This is a genomic window from Thermostichus sp. MS-CIW-26 (assembly GCF_054059115.1).
In genome coordinates this window covers 20,758-42,425 of record NZ_JBSSBV010000018.1, presented here as the reverse complement: position 1 = coordinate 42,425, position 21,668 = coordinate 20,758, and the positions used below count along the sequence as shown (strand labels likewise).

The 21,668-nt window shown below is 58.2% G+C and carries 24 protein-coding genes and 3 pseudogenes; 12 read left to right on the top strand and 15 right to left on the bottom strand.

Going from position 1 to position 21,668, the window contains the following annotated elements; genetic code table 11:
• Positions 1-21 precede the first annotated feature (21 nt).
• Both ACVWZU_RS07845 and ACVWZU_RS07840 read left to right on the top strand, forming a co-directional pair.
• On the top strand, positions 22-255 hold the full coding sequence (locus ACVWZU_RS07845; RefSeq protein WP_071818136.1) for a FitA-like ribbon-helix-helix domain-containing protein: 234 nt from the start codon (positions 22-24) through the stop codon (positions 253-255).
• Positions 239-664 carry a type II toxin-antitoxin system VapC family toxin gene (locus ACVWZU_RS07840; protein WP_414348624.1) on the top strand — a complete coding sequence of 142 codons (426 nt, stop codon included), beginning with the start codon at positions 239-241 and terminating at the stop codon, positions 662-664. Before ACVWZU_RS07845 ends, ACVWZU_RS07840 begins: the two co-directional genes overlap by 17 nt.
• On the opposite strand, the gene ACVWZU_RS07835 is transcribed toward ACVWZU_RS07840, so the two are convergent.
• Genes ACVWZU_RS07835 through ACVWZU_RS07805 form a run of 7 tightly spaced genes read right to left on the bottom strand, consistent with a single transcriptional unit; the run spans position 659 to position 4,631 of the window.
• Positions 659-1,339: a Na(+)/H(+) antiporter subunit B gene (locus tag ACVWZU_RS07835; protein ID WP_457393234.1), complete on the bottom strand. Its 681-nt coding sequence runs from the start codon at positions 1,337-1,339 to the stop codon at positions 659-661. The genes ACVWZU_RS07840 and ACVWZU_RS07835 overlap by 6 nt on opposite strands.
• Entirely contained in the window at positions 1,336-1,857 is a 522-nt protein-coding gene (locus tag ACVWZU_RS07830) for a DUF4040 domain-containing protein (protein ID WP_414406336.1), read from the bottom strand. Before ACVWZU_RS07830 ends, ACVWZU_RS07835 begins: the two co-directional genes overlap by 4 nt.
• 9 nt (positions 1,858-1,866) lie before the next feature.
• Positions 1,867-2,148, bottom strand: coding sequence for a monovalent cation/H(+) antiporter subunit G (locus tag ACVWZU_RS07825; protein WP_457444234.1), 282 nt, complete (start codon positions 2,146-2,148; stop codon positions 1,867-1,869).
• Positions 2,149-2,167: 19 nt separating this feature from the next.
• Positions 2,168-2,419 (bottom strand): hypothetical protein, encoded by a 252-nt coding sequence (locus ACVWZU_RS07820; RefSeq protein ID WP_011431878.1) that lies wholly within the window; start codon positions 2,417-2,419, stop codon positions 2,168-2,170.
• Positions 2,416-2,820, bottom strand: a complete 405-nt coding sequence (locus tag ACVWZU_RS07815; RefSeq protein ID WP_041436089.1) for a Na+/H+ antiporter subunit E — start codon at positions 2,818-2,820, stop codon at positions 2,416-2,418. The genes ACVWZU_RS07820 and ACVWZU_RS07815 overlap by 4 nt, the downstream gene beginning before the upstream one ends.
• Positions 2,804-4,276 (bottom strand): cation:proton antiporter, encoded by a 1,473-nt coding sequence (locus tag ACVWZU_RS07810; RefSeq protein WP_457444232.1) that lies wholly within the window; start codon positions 4,274-4,276, stop codon positions 2,804-2,806. Before ACVWZU_RS07810 ends, ACVWZU_RS07815 begins: the two co-directional genes overlap by 17 nt.
• The gene (locus tag ACVWZU_RS07805) at positions 4,269-4,631 is read right to left on the bottom strand and encodes a cation:proton antiporter subunit C (protein WP_457444247.1); all 363 of its coding nucleotides are present in this window, start codon (positions 4,629-4,631) and stop codon (positions 4,269-4,271) included. The genes ACVWZU_RS07810 and ACVWZU_RS07805 overlap by 8 nt, the downstream gene beginning before the upstream one ends.
• 332 nt (positions 4,632-4,963) lie before the next feature.
• Here ACVWZU_RS07805 and ACVWZU_RS07800 point away from each other — a divergent pair, with 332 nt between their 5' ends.
• Complete coding sequence (locus ACVWZU_RS07800) at positions 4,964-6,223, top strand: molybdopterin molybdotransferase MoeA (protein WP_457444230.1); 1,260 nt, start codon at positions 4,964-4,966, stop codon at positions 6,221-6,223.
• 68 nt (positions 6,224-6,291) lie between these two features.
• Here ACVWZU_RS07800 and ACVWZU_RS07795 read toward each other — a convergent pair.
• The 3 genes and pseudogenes from ACVWZU_RS07795 to ACVWZU_RS07785 all read right to left on the bottom strand — a co-directional run bounded on the left by ACVWZU_RS07795 (position 6,292) and on the right by ACVWZU_RS07785 (position 9,164).
• Positions 6,292-7,196 (bottom strand): annotated as a pseudogene (locus ACVWZU_RS07795) (IS630 transposase-related protein).
• Between the two features lie 166 nt (positions 7,197-7,362).
• On the bottom strand, positions 7,363-8,826 hold the full coding sequence (locus ACVWZU_RS07790) for a cryptochrome/photolyase family protein (RefSeq protein WP_457444228.1): 1,464 nt from the start codon (positions 8,824-8,826) through the stop codon (positions 7,363-7,365).
• Positions 8,827-8,948: 122 nt separating this feature from the next.
• On the bottom strand, positions 8,949-9,164 hold the full coding sequence (locus ACVWZU_RS07785) for a hypothetical protein (RefSeq protein WP_238376842.1): 216 nt from the start codon (positions 9,162-9,164) through the stop codon (positions 8,949-8,951).
• Between the two features lie 191 nt (positions 9,165-9,355).
• Here ACVWZU_RS07785 and rbfA point away from each other — a divergent pair, with 191 nt between their 5' ends.
• The 5 genes and pseudogenes from rbfA to ACVWZU_RS07760 all read left to right on the top strand — a co-directional run bounded on the left by rbfA (position 9,356) and on the right by ACVWZU_RS07760 (position 12,479).
• Positions 9,356-9,790 (top strand): 30S ribosome-binding factor RbfA, encoded by a 435-nt coding sequence (rbfA, locus tag ACVWZU_RS07780; RefSeq protein ID WP_414328963.1) that lies wholly within the window; start codon positions 9,356-9,358, stop codon positions 9,788-9,790.
• Between the two features lie 351 nt (positions 9,791-10,141).
• The gene (locus ACVWZU_RS07775) at positions 10,142-10,675 is read left to right on the top strand and encodes a hypothetical protein (protein ID WP_457444226.1); all 534 of its coding nucleotides are present in this window, start codon (positions 10,142-10,144) and stop codon (positions 10,673-10,675) included.
• 41 nt (positions 10,676-10,716) lie between these two features.
• On the top strand, positions 10,717-11,541 hold the full coding sequence (locus tag ACVWZU_RS07770) for a pseudouridine synthase (protein WP_011431867.1): 825 nt from the start codon (positions 10,717-10,719) through the stop codon (positions 11,539-11,541).
• Between the two features lie 65 nt (positions 11,542-11,606).
• Positions 11,607-11,819 (top strand): annotated as a pseudogene (locus tag ACVWZU_RS07765) (helix-turn-helix domain-containing protein); the annotation flags it as partial.
• A 132-nt stretch (positions 11,820-11,951) separates the two neighbouring features.
• On the top strand, positions 11,952-12,479 hold the full coding sequence (locus tag ACVWZU_RS07760) for a DUF4115 domain-containing protein (RefSeq protein WP_414408085.1): 528 nt from the start codon (positions 11,952-11,954) through the stop codon (positions 12,477-12,479).
• A gap of 16 nt (positions 12,480-12,495) precedes the next feature.
• Here the strand turns inward: ACVWZU_RS07760 and ACVWZU_RS07755 are convergent, their stop codons facing one another.
• The 5 genes from ACVWZU_RS07755 to ACVWZU_RS07735 all read right to left on the bottom strand — a co-directional run bounded on the left by ACVWZU_RS07755 (position 12,496) and on the right by ACVWZU_RS07735 (position 17,610).
• Positions 12,496-13,188: a phosphoribosylanthranilate isomerase gene (locus ACVWZU_RS07755; RefSeq protein WP_457444245.1), complete on the bottom strand. Its 693-nt coding sequence runs from the start codon at positions 13,186-13,188 to the stop codon at positions 12,496-12,498.
• Positions 13,189-13,259: 71 nt separating this feature from the next.
• Entirely contained in the window at positions 13,260-14,330 is a 1,071-nt protein-coding gene (locus ACVWZU_RS07750) for an LOG family protein (RefSeq protein ID WP_457440822.1), read from the bottom strand.
• 114 nt (positions 14,331-14,444) lie between these two features.
• Positions 14,445-14,786, bottom strand: a complete 342-nt coding sequence (gene trxA, locus ACVWZU_RS07745; protein ID WP_011431863.1) for a thioredoxin — start codon at positions 14,784-14,786, stop codon at positions 14,445-14,447.
• Between the two features lie 695 nt (positions 14,787-15,481).
• Positions 15,482-16,225, bottom strand: a complete 744-nt coding sequence (locus tag ACVWZU_RS07740) for an NUDIX hydrolase (RefSeq protein ID WP_457393248.1) — start codon at positions 16,223-16,225, stop codon at positions 15,482-15,484.
• A 161-nt stretch (positions 16,226-16,386) separates the two neighbouring features.
• A complete protein-coding gene (locus tag ACVWZU_RS07735; RefSeq protein ID WP_457444224.1) occupies positions 16,387-17,610 on the bottom strand; it encodes an ABC transporter ATP-binding protein in 1,224 nt (407 codons plus the stop codon).
• A gap of 241 nt (positions 17,611-17,851) precedes the next feature.
• Between ACVWZU_RS07735 and ACVWZU_RS07730 the strand changes: the two genes are divergently transcribed.
• The 4 genes and pseudogenes from ACVWZU_RS07730 to apcD all read left to right on the top strand — a co-directional run bounded on the left by ACVWZU_RS07730 (position 17,852) and on the right by apcD (position 21,668).
• Entirely contained in the window at positions 17,852-18,583 is a 732-nt protein-coding gene (locus ACVWZU_RS07730) for an SDR family oxidoreductase (RefSeq protein WP_457444222.1), read from the top strand.
• 232 nt (positions 18,584-18,815) lie between these two features.
• Positions 18,816-19,385: pseudogene (gene folE, locus ACVWZU_RS07725) on the top strand (GTP cyclohydrolase I FolE); the annotation flags it as partial.
• Positions 19,386-19,656: 271 nt separating this feature from the next.
• A complete protein-coding gene (locus ACVWZU_RS07720; protein ID WP_457444243.1) occupies positions 19,657-20,991 on the top strand; it encodes a type IV pilus twitching motility protein PilT in 1,335 nt (444 codons plus the stop codon).
• A 191-nt stretch (positions 20,992-21,182) separates the two neighbouring features.
• Positions 21,183-21,668, top strand: a complete 486-nt coding sequence (apcD, locus tag ACVWZU_RS07715; RefSeq protein WP_457444220.1) for an allophycocyanin subunit alpha-B — start codon at positions 21,183-21,185, stop codon at positions 21,666-21,668.

Sequence of the window (21,668 nt, the reverse complement as noted above, 5' to 3'; positions counted from 1 at the left end):
TGCCGATCGAGGAAACGCTCTATGGCCACGTTAATTGTTCGCAATGTTGACGAAGCCATTGTCAAAGCTCTCAAACAAAGGGCTAGTCGTCACGGCGTTAGTGCAGAGGCCGAACACCGCAAAATCCTAGAGCAAGTCTTACTCCAGCCTGCGAAACAGTCCTTTGCCGAAGTGCTCAGATCGATACCTAACGTTGGCAACGATTCAGACTTTGAGCGGGTGCAAGATAACACTGCCCATGACGTATTTGCTTGACACTAACGTCATCAGTGAGCTGCGCAAACACAGTCAAGCCAACTCCGGGGTTCAAGAATTTCTTCAAACTGCCATTGAGCAAGAGGCCCGCATCTACATCAGCGTGATCACGCTGGGCGAACTCCGCCGAGGCGTTGAACTCATGCGCCATCGCGGCGATCATCTGCAAGCCAACCTTCTGGAGAGGTGGCTGCAAACGGTTGTCGATGACTATGCCGATCACATTCTTGATTTCACAATTACCGAAGCCCAGGTATGGGGAAGCCTGTGCGTACCTCACTCTCAAAATGCGATTGACAAACAACTGGCTGCTACAGCCTTGGTTTACGGACTTACCCTGGTTACTCGCAATGTCCGTGATTTTGCCGGGACAGGGGTACCTCTCATTAACCCATTTAGACCCTCATAACAAGCCGCGGTAGCGAATAAAGATCAAAACTGCCGCCCAGGATCCCAGCGCCACCTTGATGGCTACCAAAATGTTAAGAATCGGGATCCAACCGCCGCTAAACAGATCCCCCAACTCCCCTCTGGGCAATTCCCAGCCGGCCAGAGCCATCACAGCCACCCCGATAAACGCCACCACCGACAGCTTCTCCCACATCGCAGCCCGCCACCGTTTGTAGATGGCCTCCATCCAGGCGGAAGAGGCGGTGATCGCCACCAAGCCAATGGCTGTCCCTCCTGCCACCCCAGCAGCAAAGCCCCCGCCCGGCGTCAGGTGCCCTCGAATGGCCAGCTCCACCGCAATCAAAGCCGAAATGGTGGCCCCCACTCGCGCCAACACAATCGAGGGAATATCGGTAAATTGAGCTACATTGGCTGTCGGCTGCTCATCCGCCAGCAGATATTGGGCGCCCAAAATTGCCGTAGAAAACACCACCACTTCAAAGACCGTATCGTAGAGGCGGTTGCGCAGAATGAGACCCGTCACCGTGTTGGGCACACCGCTTTCGCTGGCCAGAATCTCCACTGCCTCGACTAAAGCTACGCCCGCTGCGCGATTGGGGGACACGGATCCCGCCTCGCCCACAATGAGCTGTAGGGCTGCCAGCAACACCGCTATCCCATACACCCACTTCATGTCGCCATCACCTCAGCGGCCAGAGCTTGCTGCGCCAAAATGGCCTGCAGGCGGGGCACGCGTGTAACCAGGCGATACTCTGCTGCTTCTCCGGCGGGCTCAAGGGCAATGGTGTGTACCTCCCGGCTGCGAAGAGCAGCCACCAACGCCTCTGAACTCCCATAGGCGGTCAACTCCAAGCGCATGTGATACCGCTGTAGCCCTTGGCGCATCTGCTGTAACAACTGCCGTGCTGCTGAGGTACTGGCCTCCAGCACAGGGCTGCCTTCGAGAACACCCAGGCGCATGCTCAGCGAAGAGCGCACCGCAATGGCGTAGAGGGTAATGGAAAGCATAGTGCCCACCAGCGCCTCGGTCAGAGCCACATCCGCCGCCCCAAACAGCGCATAGATCAGGGCGGCAATCGTCCCCAGGATCCCTCGCATTACCAAGGCGTGGTAGGGATTGGTCTGAGTCACCACCAAGCTTGCCGTCAGGGGCAGGAGTAACGCCATCACCAGCAACAGGGTCTCTTCCATCCTGCCCTCCTATAGGGACTTGCGCTGCGAGCAAAACGCCAGCACATAGCCCAGAATGGTATTCCAAATAGCCAGGGAGATCAGTGCCAACACCAACAGGGGCCATTCCCGTGGGATCCGCAACAGCAGCCCCAGCACGATGCTCATCGAGCCCAGGGTGTCCGACACCGAAAGGCCGTGCAGCTTAAATAAAATCGAGCGATCCCCAAGGAGCGGCGCCGTTCCCCACAGCCAAAACAGCACACCAATCCCAAACAACAGATAGCTCAGACCTTCCACCCAGACTTCCATACCTACCCCCAGGGCCTTTCTAAAGCATTTCCAGCCGTTTCAGTACATGGGCCAAGAGCATTAAGGCCGCATTGCCCACCGACAAAATCAAAACCCCCACAATCCCGATCATCCAATCATCCCGCACCACCGACACCACCAAAATCAGGATGGCCGTCTTTGTGGCCAAGCTGGCAAAGGCGAGCATCGTCTGCCAAATATCTTCCTTCAGCCAAGCGGCATACAGGGGCAAGCACAGCGTTAGGGTCAGGAGAAACAGCAGTAGGTTCACACGTCCTCCCGCGGCTTGAGCACATGGACTTCATAAGTGCCTTGGGCATTGCAATTGAGCACGATGGTTTTGGGCGTGAAGGTAATTAAAAAGATATCCAGAAACACCAGCCCTGCTGAACGGTTGGGCAGGGTTTGTTTGTATACAACTTCCTCAACAGTGTGGGGCTTGAGGATCATCTCGAAGGCTTCCCAGTAGGCTCTTGGGATGGCGAGAAGAATTTCCTGGAGCACTCGCCCCCAATCCCGCCATTGCACCGGTGCGGAAGCCTGGCGCGGCAGCAGCAACGTTGCCGCCACCCCGATGGCCACATTGTCCCAGCTCAGATTGCCCGTCAGCAGAAACCAAATCAAGAGGCGCAGGCCGATCTCCAATAGACCCAACTCAGGGTAGCGTCCCATAGTTCCCCACAGCTAACAGAGCCCAAACCAGCACCAACACTATGCTCAAGCCGCCCACCACTGCTTCCAGCCCTTCGTTCACCGACCCTCCCTTCAAAGGGATCCGCTCCCAAAACCAGCCTAGGGGGATCCCAACGCCCAAACTGAGGAGCGCCTTGAGAAGATTGTCAGCGCCATAGGCCGCCGGTAGCCAGCCCCAGAGCAAGCCCCCACCCCAAAGCACCAGTGCCACTTTATCTTGCCAAGGAGTTGCAGAGGTGGTTGCCCCCTTCATGGGAGAAACAGGTGCCCGCAGCACTCGCACGCCTAAACAAGTGGTGCCGACGGTAACCCCCACCAGCAGCCACTCGTGCCAGGGATCCAGAGCAGATAAGCTGAGGGCCTTGGCTGCATACCCCAAACTGCCGGGTACCCCTGCCAGGGAAGCCGTCCCCAAGAGCAGCATCGGCCAACGCCAGGGATGGGTCACGCTTGTTCCAACAAACAGCAAGGGCTTTGCCAACCCATGGGCAAGACCGTACAAACCTGCCCATTGAGGGGCAGCAATCACAAATCCCATCTGCGATACCGAGCTCCAGGCGAGAAGGTGCTGGGGCGTGCTCGCCATCAGGGCCAGTAGGATCCCGAAAACGGCTGAACCAGCGCTCAAGTAGGGCAACCCCTGGGCCAAGACCGGCGAAGCCTCGCTGCAGCGCACCAAAGCCATGGCTCCTGCTTTGGTCGTAAAACCGCTGAGCACCGCCGCAACAACGGGATCCGCGGTAACGTAGGTGAGGGGCAGCCACAGGCCGGCAACGAAGATCGCCCCCTTGGCCAAAAGACCCACAGCAATCAGCGCCAAGGCCGTGGGGTCGGCCATAGCCAAACTGCTCATCGCCAGGGATCCCGTGCGCACATAGACCAGGATTGCGCCCATCAGGTAGAAGAGCATGGCCACATTGCTCATGAAAAGGTAGCGCAGCCCCACCCAGAGCTGGCGATCGCGGTGCGGAGCATTTTCTTCCACTGTGGGTTGGCCCTCAGCCCGCCGCCCGTAGGTCAGCAGCAAAAACACGCCGATGCTGAGCACCTCCAGGGAAACGTAGACGCTGATCAGGTCGGCACTGATGACGACAGCATTGGCGCTACCGTGGACGATCAGCAACTGCATGGCCAGAAAGCGGCTGCCCGCAAAGCGTCTATCCAAATACAGGGCCACTCCTAGCGTGACCAGGCCGTGGGCCAAGAGCATCGCTGCTCCATTGGCATCGATCCGCAGCGTCACCCCGAAGTGATCCAAAAGCTGCAGCTCCAGGGGTGTGGCGGTTGTGCCGGGCAAGCCCCCCTGCTGCACCGCATAGGCCACCGTCAGCGCGGCCATCCCCACCAAGCTGGGACGGGTCAGGGCCGGCATCAAGTAGGTTGTGAAGGCCAGCAGAAAGGGCAATGCCACCCACACCAGCGTCAGCTCAGTCATCGGTAGAAGTGCTCTGCGCCCCTGACGCGAGTGCCTGTTCGATGCTCTCGACTTCGAGGGTGGGATGATTGCGGGACAGCTTCATCACCCCCACCAACATCAAGGCTTGTACCGATAGGCCAATGACGATGGCCGTGAGGATGATCCCCTGAGGCACCGGGTCGGCATAGTCCAGCTCGCGCCAGGGTTTGTAGATGGGGGTGAACACACCGCTCCGGGCTGCCCAGATCACGAAGAAGGCGATGACCCCGGTGCTCATGACATCCATAGACAGGATCTTCATAATGAGGTTGCGCTTAACCACGACTCCCCAGAAGCCAAGGAAGATCGTGAGGATGACGGCGGCATTTAACATAGACACCTCGCTTGCTGCGCTCGAGCTATCTGGTCGCTCAGTCGTTCTAAGGCTACGCCCGCTACGTGACCAGTATCCAGCTTCCGCAGCCGCGGCAGCCAGATAGCCTGTGGCCGGCTGCAACGCTGCCGGGATCCCCATCTCCCCAGCAAGACCGGGATCCCGAATTCGAAAGAGCTGCAGCTCCCAATGGGCAACTTGCTGCGACTTCTTGCCAGCTCTGGAGCTTGGTGGGATCCTGGTCATACACCTCTCATGCCAAGGTCGGAATTCATGGCTGCTGTTCGCAGTTTAAGTTGTAATTTAATGGCCTTGGCGGAACCGACTTCTGGATGCTGAAGAAAGGTGTTGGAGAAGGGGGTTTAAAAGCCGTGATGCTGCCGGTGGCGGAAGCAGAAGCCCTGATTTTGCAGGCGGTTCAGCCGCTGGGCCCAGAGTGGGTGGAGCTGGGATCCGCCCAAGGCCGCGTTCTCAGCCAAACTGTGTATAGCCCCCAGGATTTTCCGGCCCATCCCACCTCCAGTATGGATGGCTATGCCGTGCGCCATGAAGATGTGCAAGCGGGGATCCCTTGTGAGCTGCAGGTGATTGAGACTCTCCCCGCCGGAAAGGCACCCACCCGAGAGCTCCAGCCTGGACAAGCGGTGCGTCTCTACACCGGCTCCCTCTTGCCCAGCGGTGCGGACACCGTGGTGATGCAGGAATACACGCAGCAACCTTCGCCAGGAACCGTTCGCCTCTTGCAGCGTCCGCAGCGGGGCCAATTTGTCCGGCCTCAGGGAGACTTTGCCCGCCAGGGGGATCCCCTCCTGCCGGCAGGGCAGGCTTTGGGCGGAGCGGAGTTGGCCGTTTTGGCCGCCATCCGACAGGCGATGGTGCCGGTGTTTCGTCAGCCCCGGGTAGCCCTGTTCTCGACAGGGGATGAGCTAGTGCCCATCCAGCAGGTGCCGGAGCCGGGGCAGGTTGTGGATTCCAACCAGTACGGCCTGGCGGCTCTGGTCAAGGCAGCGGGTGGGATCCCGATCCAGTTGGGCATCGTGCCGGATCGGCTCCAGGTGTTGCGGCAGGTCGTCCAGCAGGCCCTGGCCTCCGCCGATGGGGTGATCTCTTCCGGAGGGGTATCGGTGGGGGATTTTGACCTGGTGGAAAAGGTGCTGGAGGAGTTGGGAGGCGAGATTTTCATCCGCAGCGTGGCCATCAAGCCGGGCAAACCCCTGACGGTGGCTCGTTTTCCCAATCCCCACGGCCCCCCCAAGCTCTACTTTGGCCTGCCGGGCAACCCTGCCTCTGCCCTGGTGACCTTCTGGCGCTTTTTGCACCCGGCCCTGCGAAAAATGGGCGGATCCCTGCCCCCCTACTGGCAGATCCTCTCCGCCTTCAGCCCGGTGGATCTGCATGCCGACGGTCAGCGGGAACACTATCTCTGGGGACGGCTGCAGGTCAGGCCTGAGGGGATCCAATTTCAGCCCGCCGCCAACCTCAATTCCGGCAATCTCATCAGTCTGGCCGGCTGTAATGCCTTGGCTGTGCTGCCAGTAGGGACAACCCAGATCCCTGCTGGTTCGCCCGTTCAGGTGCTGCAACTGCCCTGAAGATCCCTAGCCCTCCTCTCGCTGCTGCTGGAATAGCCGCCATAGTCAATCCAAATAACAATGAGACGCTAGCCAGTACAACAGTTCCGTCTGCAACAGCGGACCGCAGGCCTTATCACTTCATCCACAGAAGTTCCTCTATCAGCATGCATCCTTGCCCTCTTGAGAGCACTAAAGTCACCCTCAATCTCATTCAAGTCTGGCGAGGGCCTCAGCAAAAAACCACCTCCTGCCCTGCCGCTTTCATCAAATCCTTTATCCTTCCCTTCCGTTCGCCGAGCAGGCCCTAGGCCTTTGAATCGGCCCATTGCCCAGAGTCAATACAGATGTCCTCTCCAAACTCGGCATTTAGGGTCCCTCAAATTCTTCCGCATTCGAGCTACTTGAAAAAGCGTCGGGGCTATCAAACCCCCTCTCTCCTTCCTCCTACCGGCTACTCAGCTCTCTCTCTTCCCATAAACTTTCTCCCCTCTCTTTGGCCAAGCATAAAACAGGTGCGTATCTCCCCAAACCCTGTCTCGTCATTCTCTCATCATTCGCGTCAGCGGTGCAGAGCCCATTGTAAGCTAAACTCTCACTTCCATACTTCTGAACCAACTCCCTCAAGACCCTAGAGTCGTTGATTCTCTCTTGGATTCTCTCTTGCCAATCCCGCTCTCGGTGCCTTAACTCTTTTTTTTCGCGTTGTTTTCATCTTCCTAAGAGCATAGTAAATAGCGCTGGGATGGACGCCAAACCTCTGGGCTCTATCCTTCAGTCGAGCTTCTGGGTACTGTTCTACGTCTTGCTGCAGAGCGACCAAGTCTATCTTTCGCTTCCGAGTCTTGACTTTTGTCGGCCTCAGGTCTTCTCGGTTCAGCCAGCGATAAACCGTTGCACGACTGACTTTGTACATCTGTGCAGCTGCAGTGGGGCTGCCCCCTTCCTGGACATACCCTACGACTCTCTCTCTCAGGTCTAAGCTATAGGTCATGAAGCTTCCTCCTGAGGTCTACCCCCACGTCATCTTGCCTTTAACACCGTCTCATTGTCAACTGAATTGACTACAACTACACAGACCTGCTTTGTGGTCATTTCAAATGGCACCTGTCTTGCCTTTTGTCTGCCGTCGTCGAGAGAGGGGGCAGCGGCACAGAGGACTAGGAAGGAGGGGGGAGACCGTCTCGAACAGACCTAGAGTAGGCCTGCTGCACCGCCTGGTAGCGCCGTTTGAACGCCTGCTGCTGCACCTTGTGATCCACAATGGGATCCGGATAGCCACAGCTTCGCCGTTCCCGCAAAGCCCAGGCTCCCTTGGGGTCATCTCCCACCCACAGCAGAGCCGGCGTATCCAGCCGTGCCAGCTCCGGCAGATAGCGACGGATGTACTCTCCTTCCGGGTCATAGCGGGCTGCTTGCGTGGCCGGGTTGAAGATGCGCAGGGGCTTGGGATCCGTGCCCACACTGGCGCTCCACTGCCAACCGCCGTTATTGGCCGCCAGATCCCCATCCACTAGCTTTTGCATAAAGTAGCGTTCCCCCCAGCGCCAATCGATAAGCAGATCCTTGGTCAGGAAGCTGGCCACAATCATGCGGCAGCGGTTGTGCATCCAGCCGGTTTCGTTCAGTTGGCGCATGGCCGCATCCACGATGGGGTAGCCCGTCTGACCGGTGCACCAGGCCTGAAACCAGTCCTGCCGATTGTCCCACTCCAGGGCGTCGAAGGCTCGTCGATAGGCTCCGGTTTCCACGTGGGGCCAGTGGGCCAAGACATGCTTGTAAAACTCTCGCCAGCACAGCTCCTGCCGCCAAGTTTGCAAGCTGCTTTCGGCCTCTTGGCTGCGCACCTCGGCTTCCACCTCCCGCGTGGCTTGCCACACCTGGCGAATGCCGATCGTTCCCCAGCACAAGTGGGGGCTCAGTAGAGAAGTGCCCGGCTCAGCCGGGAAGTTGCGGGCTCGCTCGTAGTCCAAAATGCGCAAACCCTGACAAAAGTCTTCCAAAAGGGCTTGAGCCGCTGCTTCCCCCGCTGCTGGGATCCGCTGGTCGCAGACAAAGCCCAAATCTGCCAAAGTCGGTAGAGGCTGCGCCTTCAGACCGGACACCGGTTGTAGCCCTTTGGGAATCGGGTAGGGATCCCGCTTGGACAAGCTCGCCCACCTGCGCCAGAAGGGAGTGAAGACCGAATAGGGCTCCCCCGCCTGGGTCAACACTTCCCCCGGCCCGTGCAGCAGCATATCTTGGTAGGAGAAGGACTGGATCCCGGCTGCGGCCAAACTGGCCTGCACTCGACTCTCTTGCTGTAGGGCGAACGGCTCCCCATCGGCATTCCAAAACACGGCCCTGGCTCCCAGGTCTGTGGCCAAGCACCGCAACTCCACCGAGGGATCCCCCAGCCGCCAGATCAGTGGGATCCCCATCTGGGCGTAGCGCTCTTGGAGCTCTTGCAGAGCCTGAAGCAAAAAGGCCACCCTAGCTGGGGCCATGTCCGACCGTCTCAGCATCTGCGGGTCGAAAATGAAGACAGGCACCACCTGGGAGCTGCGCTGGGCTGCCTCATGCAGGGCTGTGTTGTCCCCTAACCGCAGATCGCGACGATGCCAAAGCAAAACGGGGGAAGTCATAGGCTGCCAAGCAATGGGATCCCATCTTGGCTGGTTTCCACCGCCTCTTTCAACTCACCCCCCCCAAGGCTGGGAGCCGGGGCGGCCAGAAGCTACATTCTAAAGAACCTTGAAGAACCCTATCAAAGCTCTAGACTGTCGAACACCCGACTGGGACAATAGCGGCAGCGCTCCTCTGGCTTTTGCTGGCCATCGCTGTATCCCATCGCGTAAGCTGTATCCCCCAACATCACCACCAGCTGAGTCAGCTTCAGCGAGAGCAACGGGTCAAGCGGCTCCGTCACATTCAGCATGAACTGCTCAATGGAGCGCCGCAGCGCCTCTGGCGTCTTGATCATCACGTCTCCATCCATCCATCGATGGCTTTAGGTATACATACTCAAGGCAAGATGGACATGGACTCAGGATAAAGGTGGAAGGAAGAGATGCTCGTAGCATTGGCTACTGTTCTTGGGATCGAGCCGGCAAGGGCTGAGCTCCACACCAGCCAGAGCAGGCTTGCGGATGATGTTAGCCTAGGTATCCAAAAATGGCGACAGCGCGACGGGTGGCACGGGTAGCAGAGCTGATCAAACGAGAGGTCAGCCAAATCCTGCTCTCGGAGATCAAAGATGACCGGGTCGGGGCAGGGATGGTCAGCATTGTGGATGTCGAGGTTTCCAATGACCTGCAAAATGCTCGCATCTTCGTCAGCATTTATGGGGATGAGACAGCTCAACACCGGGCCATGGAAGGGTTAGCGGCGGCCACACCCTTTGTGCGGCGGGAAATCGGCCAGCGCCTCAGCCTGCGACGGGTGCCAACGGTGGTGTTTTTGCAGGATCGCTCTTTGGAGCGGGGATCCCGCGTTTTGGCTCTGCTTAACCAACTGAGACAGACCTCTGAGGCCCAGGAACCGGAGGGATCCCAAGCTGGGGTTGAGGACACCGCCGAGGGCGAAGAAAACGAATCGAGCGGCGAATAGTTGCACCATTTCGAGGGATCCGCGCTGGAGCTCAGCCTGCTTTGCACGAGAGAGCAAAGGATCTGCCTTGATGGCCACTAGATAGAGGGGCCTTTGCTTTGCAGCAATGCGGACAACATGAAAGAAAGATTTTTTACCGTTCGTGTCGCGTAAGCGGGCCCTGAAGTTTTTGGATTTGTTAGGCTTAAGGGAGCTATACAGCCCTTCCCCCGATCGTCTATCCGTACAGGACTCCATGTCTGCGGCACGCTTGCGCAAACCAGAGCGCTCTGCTCCAATGGGCAGCGGCGTTGTTATGGTCAACCTGCGAAAGGGCTGTAAGGTTGCTGTCCATGCCTTTCCTGCCTTTTCATGGATGTTCAAAGCCCACTGCAACCGGATCCCTCTCTAGGGGGTGCTACTCCACTCCAAGCTCTGCAGGCCCTAAACCAGAGTGTTACCGAAGCTTTGGTTTCCTGCTTGAAAGGGCAACCCCAACAGGCCACTCAGCACCTTTTGCTGGCTCTGCCGCAGCTCATGGCGGCTCTGGGGGCCTTGAGGCAAAAATCTTCCCTTCGCGTAAGCGGGCCGGAGGTCTTGGACGAGCCTGCAGGCTGCCCTTCAGAAGCCCAGCCCAAGCGCATCCTTCACATCGAAGGCAACCGCGTGGAAGTGTGGGTGGATAACCAAATTCGCAGCAGTTGGAGCATTTGGTCGGTGGGAGATCTCAAGGAAGTCTGTCGGCTGGCAGAAGAGTTCGACTGTGGCCTCAGCTATTCTCTAGGAGGAAACTCAGAGTCTCAGTCGGAGATGCTGCTGTTGCCCTCCAATTCTGCTGATTTGTCCGACCGGCTCTCCAACCCCGTTCACGTAAGCGGGCCGGAGGCCCCAGGCTCTGCCGCCTAGCACCCCCAGCTTCGGTTGCTGCTTTTGCTGTTCAAATCCCCATGGCAGAACCCCAACGGCTACAGAAGCTCTTGGCTCAGCAGGGATTGGCCTCGCGTCGCCAGGTGGAAGCCTGGATCCTGGCCGGGCGCGTTCGGGTCAATGGGAAGGTGGTCACTGAGCTGGGCTCCAAAGCCGACCCAGAGCGGGATTGCATCGAGGTGAATGGGCAAGTGATCCCTTTGGCCAAGGATCCGGCGCGCTATGTTTTGCTCCTGCACAAGCCAGTGGGGGTTTTGTCAACCTGTGCAGATCCTTGGGGACGCAAGACGGTGCTGGATCTGCTCCCCCCATCTTGGAAACGGCAAACCCGCCTCTACCCGGTGGGCCGGCTGGATGCGGACAGCAGTGGCGCTTTGCTGCTCACCAATGATGGCGACTTGACCTTGAAGCTGACCCATCCGCGCTATCATCTGCCCAAAACCTACCGGGTACAGGTACAAGGGCATCCGAGTCAGGCCACTCTGCAACATTGGCGAGACGGAGTAGACTTAGAGGGGTACACCACTCTGCCGGCGGAGGTGGAGTTTTGTCCTGCCCCGGATTTCCGGCAAAGGGAGCATCCCAATTGCTCCTGGCTGAGGGTGGTGTTGTTTGAGGGACGCAACCGGCAAATTCGGCGGGTGGCGGAGCGTCTTGGGCATCCGGTGCTCAGCTTACATCGGGAGGCCATTGGCCCACTGGGCTTGGGCAACCTGAAAGCAGGCCAGTTCCGCCAGTTGGATCCCCATGAGCTCCAAGCTTTGCTGGCCCCTCTCACCGGGCACAGCAGCTCATCCTCGCTCGGGAAGCGCCCTCTAAGGCCTCCGGCCCGCTCACGCGATTAGCTCGTCAGAGCCTCTAACTGAGTGCAAACTCTCACAGTAGCCTCCTTTCTTCCGCAGGTGGCCAAATGATGCAAGAGCCAGCACACTCTTTAGAAGCCCTGGGATCCCTGTTGCGGCAAACACGGGAGGCACGGGGACTGACGTTGACAGAAGTAGCCAACGATACTTTCATTCGCTGCCAATATCTGCAGGCGCTGGAGGAAGCTGACTTGAGCCGGTTACCGGAGCCGGTGTATGTGCAAGGGTTTCTCAAGCGCTATGCCGACTATTTGGGGTTGGATGGCGAAACCCTCTCTCGGCGTGCCTCTCCGCTTTTATCGGCCAAAACCCCCCGCGCGCCAGCTCCTCTTGCTGTTGTCGGCCAGCAACCTGCCTTTGCCCTGCGCCCTCTCCACCTTTGGGCCGCTTATGTGGTGCTGATTGTGCTGACGGTGGGGGGATTATCGGCTCTTTTGGAGGGCACAGGCAATCCTTTTGGGCGTTGGCTGGTGAGCCTGCCAACAGTTGGCCGGGAAGGCTCCGGCCAGCAACCGCCTGCTGCCAACTCCCCGGATCCTACTCTGTCGGCAGCTCAGCCCACGGCCCGCCAACTGTTTCCCACCCTCGACCAATGGACGCGCATTCAGGGCGTCTTCCCCGAGGTCTTGGAAGCTCACTCAGGGGGGGCGGGGCGCAAGCCGGTGCGTCTGGATATTCGCGTTGTGGAGCGCCCTTCCTGGTTGCGGGTCATCGCCGATGGGCAAACGGTTTTTGAGGCCACCTTACAGCCAGGGGCCGAGTTGAATTGGGAAGCGGAGCAGTCAATCGTGTTGCGTACCGGCAATGCGGGCGGTGTGTTGGTGACCTTTAACGACCGGGAGCTTGGAGTGATGGGCCGATTTGGGGAAGTGAAAGAGCTGATGTTCGAGCCGGGGTTGGATATTCAGTCGCTGCAGTAGGAACCCAGCCAAATGATCATCCCGTTGCGCTTGGCATTATCGGCGGCAGCGCAGGAGCAATCTCCCACCCCTGGGAGCGGAGCTGCTGCAGCAGGTGTCGGACTTTGTCTATGTCTTTATCGCCGGGGTGGCGTTCCACACCACTGGAGAGGTCGATGCCGCTTGGCTGAAGGTGGCTGAGTGCCTGCAGAACATTGTCCGGGTTCAGACCACCGGCCAGTAGCCAAGGCAAGGGCAGAGCCCGCTCACGCGAAAGGCGAGCAAGTTCTGGCCAATTCAGGGTTCGCCCCGTTCCCCCCGCCTGTTGGGGGTGATAGGCATCCAAAAGCAGCACCTCCACACAGTCTCGGTAGAGATGGGCTACTTCCAGATCCGCCGGCTGGCGAATGCGCAGGGCTTTGATGCGGCGGATCCCGGGAAGCCATTTCCCCAATTGCTGACAATCCTGCGGGGATTCTTGGCCATGCAACTGGACAGCCGTGAGGCCCACCGTTTCCACCCAGGCGGCGATGGCGCGGGGATCCTGATCCAGGAAGACCCCTACTTTTTCCACGTGGTCGGGCAGGGATCCCACCCAACGAGCCATTTCCGAGAGGGGCAAATAGCGGGGGGTATTGGGCACCGCGATGAACCCAAGGGCACTCACCCCCAGCGCGGCGATGGCCTCCGCCTGATCCTGACGGGTGATGCCGCAGATTTTGACAAACAACCGGCCCATTGGGAGCACCACCAAAACAATTGGCTGCTGGTTCTTGGATGGTTCTGAGAGCGCTGATACATCTACTTTTGTTCAGGGCGCATTTGCAAGGGATCCGGCTGTTCCGGGTGAAGCTTGTTGATCCGGCGCACCATTTGCCATAGCCGTCCAAAGTTGCGCTGGTTGAAGTGCATCACCAGCCGTGGCAGATGGGCAATATCTTCCTCGGCTTCCTCCGGCAAGGCCCTAGTTTGCTCGATCCGGCCCGAATCGAGAATATCGGCAAACTCTTCGTTTAAGATGTCTAGGGCTTCCGGTGAGAGTCTGGTGTTCAAGCGCAAAACCAGGAGCTCCCGCACGTAGCGATTGCTGTGAAAGACGCGATAAAAATCGACAATCTGCTGACAGGCATCTCCCACATCGTCGGTTAGGGTGTAGAGGAAGAGATCTTCTGGGCTGATCAAGCCGCGACCAAGCAGGTGCTCCCGCACGTATTCGTCCCATTCTTTCCAGTAGCAGCCACCTGTTCTGTCCACCAGCACCAAGGGCATGAGCTTGGTTTTGCCGGTTTGCATCAGGGTTAGGCATTCAAAGGCTTCATCCTGAGTGCCGAAACCGCCGGGAAAAAGCACCAGCGCGTCGGTTTCTTTAACAAAAAAGAGCTTGCGGGAAAAGAAATACTTGAAGTTGATGACCCGATCGCTGGCAGCAATGACGGGATTGGCCATTTGCTCGAAGGGAAGCTGGATATTGAGCCCAAAAGAGTTTTCCAGCCCTGCCCCTCGGTTGCCGGCTTCCATAATGCCGCCGCCGCCCCCCGTCATCACCATGAACCCCCGTTGACTGATGCAGTAGGCGAACAACTGGGCCTGGCGATATTCGGGACTTTCTGGCCCTAGCCGTGCCGACCCGAAAACGGTGATCTTGCGTTGATGAGCATAGTTTTGGAAGGCGGCAAACCCCTGCTCCAGATCCTCAAGAGTGGCCGCCAAGATCTTGGCATCCAAACGGCTCAGCTCTAGGGATCCCATGCGCTGCAGCGACTGCACAATACGCAGCCAGGCTGTCCGGTTGGGGTGATGCTCCAACTGCTTTAGGCGAGTCTCAGCGTTGGAAAAAACCTCTCGCAGAAGGGAAGAAACGGAATCGGTCAAGCTGGGATCCTAAAGTTCTCTGGAATTACTTTAATCAGTTCTCGGCACAAAATGGCAGCTGGGTTCTAATCCAGAACCCAAAAGTTACACTCTGAAACACCCAAGGCATAGCCCTCAGGCTTCGGCAGGTGTGTCGAAGTGCTTTTCCAGGATCGTGGTTAGAGTTGCCTTGGGTACGGCGCCAACCACCACATCCACTTTCTGGCCGCCCTTGAACAACATCAGGGTGGGAATGCTGCGAATGCCGTACTGGCTGGCAGTTTGAGGGTTCTCGTCGGTGTTGATTTTTACAACCTTAACTTTGCCAACATACTGCTCAGCTATCTCCTGAACCACAGGAGCCACCATCCGACAGGGGCCACACCAAGGTGCCCAAAAATCAACCAGAACTGGAATATCGCTGCGCAGCACCTCTGCCTCAAAGGTGGCATCAGCGATATCTATTGCTGCAGACATGCCTGGATAACTCCTGAAACAACACCTGTCACGGTCTCTGATCTTAGCACAGCCCCCAGGCTGCTGGTGACCTCAGCCTGTTCCATTGCTACTACACGGAGCGTTCGCCAAAGGAACTGTCCCTTGGGATCCCGGCCTGAGACCTTCGCTCAGCCAACCGCAGCGCTAGGCAGTTTGGGGACGGCACCGAAAGCATCTGAGCCGTGCTGAAGCAGGCTTCTACGGCATCCATCAAAAGATTTGTCTTGGCAAGGTTCCCGGGATAGTTGAGTGCGTCATGACCAGGCTGCTCCTATCCTATATGGTCACTTTGATTCAAACTAGGACACTGCACCCACACCTAAAACCTTGGTCGCGTCAGCGTTGCGGAGCAATAATGCAAAGGGCTAGAAAGCTTTTCAAGGACTCCGTCCCGCTGGCGCGATCAGTAGCCTAGGCGTCTCACCCTAACCTGAAACGACTGTAGTCATTTTAACGAGGAATGAAACTGTTCCATTGGAAGAGGGGTTGAGGATAGTTGTGGAAGCGACGCGGAGTAGTTGGGAAGTGTCTCAGCCTAACTTGAAATGACCATGATCAAGGCATAAACCTTTGTCTAGGTGGTCATGTATGGAACTCCCTTTGAATAAAAGCCAATCTATACCAACCGATCCGGCCAGCTTGGCCTTGGCGAGCTGGGATCCCTCAGACGGCCTTCAGACAAACACCATCGGCTTATGACGGATTTTCTCGAAAGCAGCCGCATCAAAACGGTAGAGGGTTGCCGGTCTGCCTGTTCCTTGGGAACTTTTCTGGCCGGTATCTTGCAAGATACCCAGTTTCAGTAGGCGGGCGCGAAAATTGGAGTAGTCGGAGAACCCCTCGCCCAAAACGGTGCCGTAGAGCTGATAGACCTCCCCTAGCGTGAAGGTGGCGGGCAAAATGTCAAAGGCAATCGGGCTGTACTCCAACTTGGCGCAGAGGCGACGGCGGGCATAGCGGCAAATCTCTTCGTGGTCAAAGGCCAAAGGGGGAATCTGGTCGGCGGGATACCAGGCAATGCCCTCCACTCCGTCTGCCAGCAATTCAGCATCCTGGAACCGCACCAGGGCAAAGTAGCTGACCGACAGGTAGCGCACCCCATAGCCATCCTCGGCCTCACGGGGATCCCGTTCCGGCCCCCCAAAGGTGTAGAGCTGCTCCAGATAGAGGTTCCTAACACGAATCTTCTCGGCCAAGATGCGATAAGCCGCTGCTTCCAAGGATTCTGAGCGCCGCACCAGCGTTCCCGGCAGAGCCCAGCAACCGCGGAAGGGATCCTCCCGCCGCCGCACCAGCAGCACCAGGAGGCGATTCTGCTCAGTGTCGATGGAGAAAATGACCGCATCCACGCCCACCCGGAACTCCGCCAAGGCGATCCGGTTCTCCGATGGGCCTGCCACGATGCGGGATCCCTGCATAGCTTGGCATCGAATCCTCCACCAACAGCCTACCCAGTTTGTCGCTCCAGAGGGAGCCGCCGGCATGAACCACCGTCTTGCCAGTCTAAGCCCTATCTGGGGCGAAGGCTTTCGTGTCGCGGGGAAGATGGGTTGCTAAAGGTGTGCAAAAGAACCCCGACTCAGGCAACACTTTTACTTTTTGCGCGATTTGGCTCTTTTTCAGCCACGGAGGACCCCTCAGCGAGGGGGAACAGCCGACCTTGCCCAACAGCAATGTGAACCCGCGCGCCCACAGGCAGGGCTTCCCGGGCTAGGGCGTGCAATTCTTTGCCGGCTGCTGTGATCAGGGAATAGCGGTACTCTCGCCCCAAAAACTGTCGATCCCGAATGACAATGCCGCCCTGAGGATCAGGATGCAAATGCAACTCCTCCTGTCGAACCATCAACTCTGCGCAGCGCAAGCTGGGGTCGGGCTGATCCCTCAAAGCCTGGAATGGGATGTGCAGCAGCTCTTCAGCCTGCCAACCCAACTCCCGCCGCTCACAGCGCAGAAAGTTGGCCTGGGTAATAAACTCTGCCACGAAGCGAGTAGCCGGCTCCCGGTAAACCTCCTCCGGGGATCCCCATTGCTCAATACGGCCTTCCCGCATCACCGCCACCCAGTCGGAGAGGCAGAGAGCCTCCTCTTGGTCGTGGGTGACAAAAATGGCCGAGGTCTGGGTTTGCTTGAGGATTTTGCGGATTTCTTCCCGCAGGTAGTAGCGCACCTGCACATCCAAATTGCTCAGCGGCTCATCCAACAGGATCAAGCTAGGCCTGGGGGCCAAAGCCCGCGCCAAAGCCACCCGCTGCTGCTGCCCGCCCGAAAGCTCGTGGGGATAACGATGGGTGTAGTCTTCCAGGCCCACCAACCGCAACACCTCGTAAGCGCGTTCCCGCGCCTGTTGGGCAGCGCCTCGCAACTCAGCTCGCAACTCAGTTGAGGAGGAGCGATTGCCACCCCCTGCCGCCGACGCAAACGGGGTAGTGGGTCGGAGGCCAAACATCACATTGGCCAACACGTTCAAGTGGGGAAACAGGGCAAAATCCTGAAACACCAGCCCCACTCCCCGTCGCTCCGGTGGGATCCACTGCCCCTCCCCAGCCACAACCTGCCCCCCCAGCAGGATCCGCCCGCTATCCGGCTGCTCAAATCCGGCAATGGTGCGCAATAAGGTGGTTTTCCCACAACCTGATGGGCCCACAATGCTGAGGATGTCTCCTTGGGGCAGGCGAAACTCGACTTCCCGCAAAACCAACTGCCGCTGGCCGGGAAACCCCTTGCTGATGCCCTCAAGCTGAAGGATGTAGGAGGGATCCTCCCGCGCGGCAGTGGGGCTTGGAGAAAACAAAGACTCAGCCATGACGGTTGTTGTTGCAAAAGATTTTCACCATTTTTACCACACTACCATACTCCCAGACCCCACCTAGCCGGATCGAGGTTCAACAGCCAGCGGACGGATCTTGAGCAGGACAGGCTGAGGTCTCTGCGCCCTACCCTGATTCCAAGGGAAGCGATGGAAAATCAGTGTTACACTTAGTTAAGGAAGTTTCTCAGGTTGGGTGGCGCTTGCTTGTGTGGCGCACGCCAGAGGCTTGTTGTAAATGGGTTTTGAGACAAAGTTTCCCGAACGTGCTCTGATTACAGGGGCCAGTCGAGGGATCGGCAGAGCGGTAGCCCTAGCCCTAGCCCGACAAGGGATAGCGGTGGCTCTGGTGGCCCGCTCCCAACCTGATCTGCTAGCGGTGCAGGCCCAAATCCAAGACCAGGGGGGTAAGGCAGCGGTTTTTCCCATGGACTTGGCCGACTTAGCAGCTCTGCCCCAGCAGTTGCAGGCTCTCCTGGATCGATTTGGCGTCTGCGATGTCTTGGTCAATAATGCGGGCATGGCCCACGTTGGCCCTTTGGCCACCTTACCTTTGTCGGATTGGCAGCGAGTGATCGACTTGAACTTGACGGCAGCTTTTCTGTGTGCCCAAGCCGTACTTCCCGGAATGCGCCGGCAGCGCTGCGGCACGATTGTCAACGTCATCTCGATTGCGGGCAAGCGAGCTTTTCCCAACTGGGGAGCTTACTGTGCCAGCAAGTTCGGCCTAATGGGCTTTTCTCAAGCTTTGGCCGAAGAGGAACGACAGCATGGCATTCGGGTCACCAGCCTGTGCCCTGGTGCCGTGGACACGTCCCTCTGGGATACGGGCACGGTAGGGGTCAACTTCGACCGTTCCAAAATGCTCTCGCCGGAATGGGTAGCCGATTTGATTGCCTACGTTGTTCGGTTGCCCACAGGTGCGGTGGTGGAAGATCTCACCTTCATGCCTGCGGTGGGAGCCTTTTAGGCTTGCCCCTGACTGAGGATGGTCTTGGCTATCGCAGCTTTTGACTGGATGCCCCTTGAGCTGAGTTGCACTGAGTTCTCTTAGCCTTTCGTTAACCAAGGAATATCCTGCTATGACCCTTGCGAAACCCGGATCTGGCTCGCAATCTCGAATGGATGACAAAGCCCATTTCAAGTCTCGGGTGATTCGAGATCGAGCCACTTTTGCGGAAGAAGAATTGGGTAGCTCGGATGTCTCAGATCCGGCTATGGTGGCGGCGGTGGAGACGCTGCTGCGGGGGATCGGGGAGGATCCCCAACGGGAGGGGCTGCGAAAAACCCCGCAACGAGTGGTTGCGGCTTTGAAGTTTTTGACCAGTGGGTATCGGCAGTCTTTGGAGGAGCTACTGAACAGTGCCATCTTTGATGAGGGCCATGACGAGATGGTGCTGTTGCGGGATGTGTCTCTGTTTAGCCTGTGCGAGCACCATCTGCTGCCCTTTATCGGCAAAGCCCATGTGGCCTACATCCCCAAGCAAAAGGTGGTGGGCCTAAGCAAAATTGCCCGTATCGTCGAGATGTACTCCCGCCGCCTGCAGGTTCAGGAACGCCTGACACGGCAAATTGCTGAGGCCTTGATGGAGGTGCTGGATCCCTACGGGGTGGGGGTGGTTATCGAGGCTACCCACATGTGCATGGTGATGCGGGGGGTACAAAAGGCCGGCTCCTGGACGGTCACCAGCTCGATGGTGGGGGTGTTTCAGGAGGATCCCCGTACCCGTGAGGAGTTTTTGAGTCTTATTCGCCATCCGTCCAATTTTTAGGGAGCTTCCCGGAGCTTTGCCGGTGGTTGGGTTGAGTTAACCCTCTGCTCAGGCTGGGAATACTAGCCTAAGATTGACTCAAACCCTGCCAGAAGCGAGGCCCGTCATGAGCGAGGTCAGCCCTGAAAATCAATTTCCCACCGACGTGGAGTCCGATTGGAAGCCCCCGGCTCCGCCGGTCATGCAGCGTCCGCCTCGTCCGGCTGCTCAAACGCCCCCGGTGGAGCCCCCAACGCAACTGGATCCGGTGCTGGGTTCAGCTTCCCAAGGGATGGGATCCCGGCCTGCCAATGCCAAAAACCCCCCCAACCCCATTCTGGGTCGGCCCCTTCCTCCTGGTGTGGCTGTCGCTCCCCCTCAGGTGCCTGTGCCTGTGCCGGGCTCTGCCGCTTCTCCTCAGATGCCCCCGCCCACTCCGGCTCCGGCTGCTGCTGCTCGGCCTCCAGTGTCGCCACCTGTCCCCACTCCTGCTGCCCCGCCTTTTGCGCCACCAGCTCGCCCAACGGCTGCCGGTCGGATCCCAGTGGCTCCAGCTGCTCCTGCGGGCCTGACCCTGCGCCAACTGGTGCAGGAAGCCTATGACAAAGGCTACTCCGATATTCATTTGGGGGTGGGGGAAGTGCCTCGCTTTCGGGATCGGGGGCAAATGCTTTTGACCAACTACCCGGTCACCACCACCGAGATGTTCTATGGCTGGCTGCGGGAAAGCCTGCCGGAGAGCCAAATTCGCCAGTTTGAGGAATGTTTGGAACTGGATACTGCCATCCAGTACGAGGGTTTGGTGCGGTGTCGGGTCAACTGCTTTGTTTCCCTGCTTGGCCCGGCTATGGTGATGCGTCTGATCCCGTTGAAAATTTTGACGCTGGAGCAGTTGCGGGCACCGGAAGTGCTAAAGCGCATTGCCGAGGAGCACAAAGGCTTGGTTTTGGTGACCGGCCCCACCGGCTCCGGTAAGTCCACGACCTTGGCGGCGATGGTGGACTACATCAACTCCAACTTTCCCAAACACATCATTTCCATCGAGGATCCCATCGAATTTGTCCACCAGAGCAAGAAATCGATGGTGCGGCAGCGGGAGGTCGGGATCCACACCCTGGAATTTGCCAATGCCCTGAAAGCCTCTCTGCGGGAAGATCCGGACATCATCCTGATTGGGGAGATGCGGGATCGAGAGACAGTGGATATTGCCCTGAAGGCCGGCCAGACGGGCCACTTGGTCTTTGGAACCCTGCACACCAACAGCGCCGTCCGCACCATCGAGCGTCTGCTGGGGATTTACAAGCCGGAAGAACAGGAGCCGATGCGTCTGCAGCTGGCAGAAACCCTGGTGGCGATCATCGCTCAAACCCTGGTGCGCACCACCGATGGCAAGCGAGCTGCGGCCCACGAGATCATGCGCAACACCGATGCCATTCGGGACTACATCAAGCGGGGGGCGGTGGATGAAATTGAGGAGCTGATCGCCGACGGCTCCTATGAGGGCATGTGTACCATGAATCAATCCCTGTTTAGGCTTTACCAAGAGGGGCGGATTACCGAAGAGGTGTGTCTGGAGGCTGCCCCACGCCGCAATGAGATGGCCCAATGGCTGCGAGGCCGGATCTAGGGCCAGTCTCGAGATGGAGTCACGCCAAAGTGCTTGAGGGAAGGTTTGCCCTATCCTAAACTGGGAGCAGCCGGCGGCGCTGGCTTGCCGAGCTACCTGCTCATCTCTTGGGCCGACCTTGGGCTGGGGGGATGGGTTGCGAATTGATGAACCGAATTGAAAGCAAGTTAGAAAACAGGAGAATCCCTACCGTGAGCGTGATCAACCAGATCATCGAGACCGCGGATGACCAGCTGCGTTACCTCTCAGTTAGCGAACTGGAAGCCATCAGGAATTACATGACCACGGGCGAGAGGCGCTTGCAAATCGCTCAGGTGTTAGCAGAAAACAAAAAGCGCATCATTGACCAGGCCCAGAAGCAGCTATTCGCCAAGCGGCCCGAGTACGTGCAACCCGGTGGCAATGCCTACGGTGACAAGCGCTACAACCAATGTTTGCGAGATTACGACTGGTACCTGCGTCTGGTGACCTATGGCATTATTGCCGGCAGCAAAGAGCCGATTGAGTCTATCGGCCTGATAGGGGTGCGGGAAATGTACAATGCCCTCAATGTACCCATCCCCGGCATGATCGATGCGATTGTCTTTTTGAAGGAAGCTGCCCTCAGCTTGTTGGAGCCGGCGGCAGCCGCTGAAGCCGCCCCTTACTTTGACTACATCATCAATGCCATGAGCTAG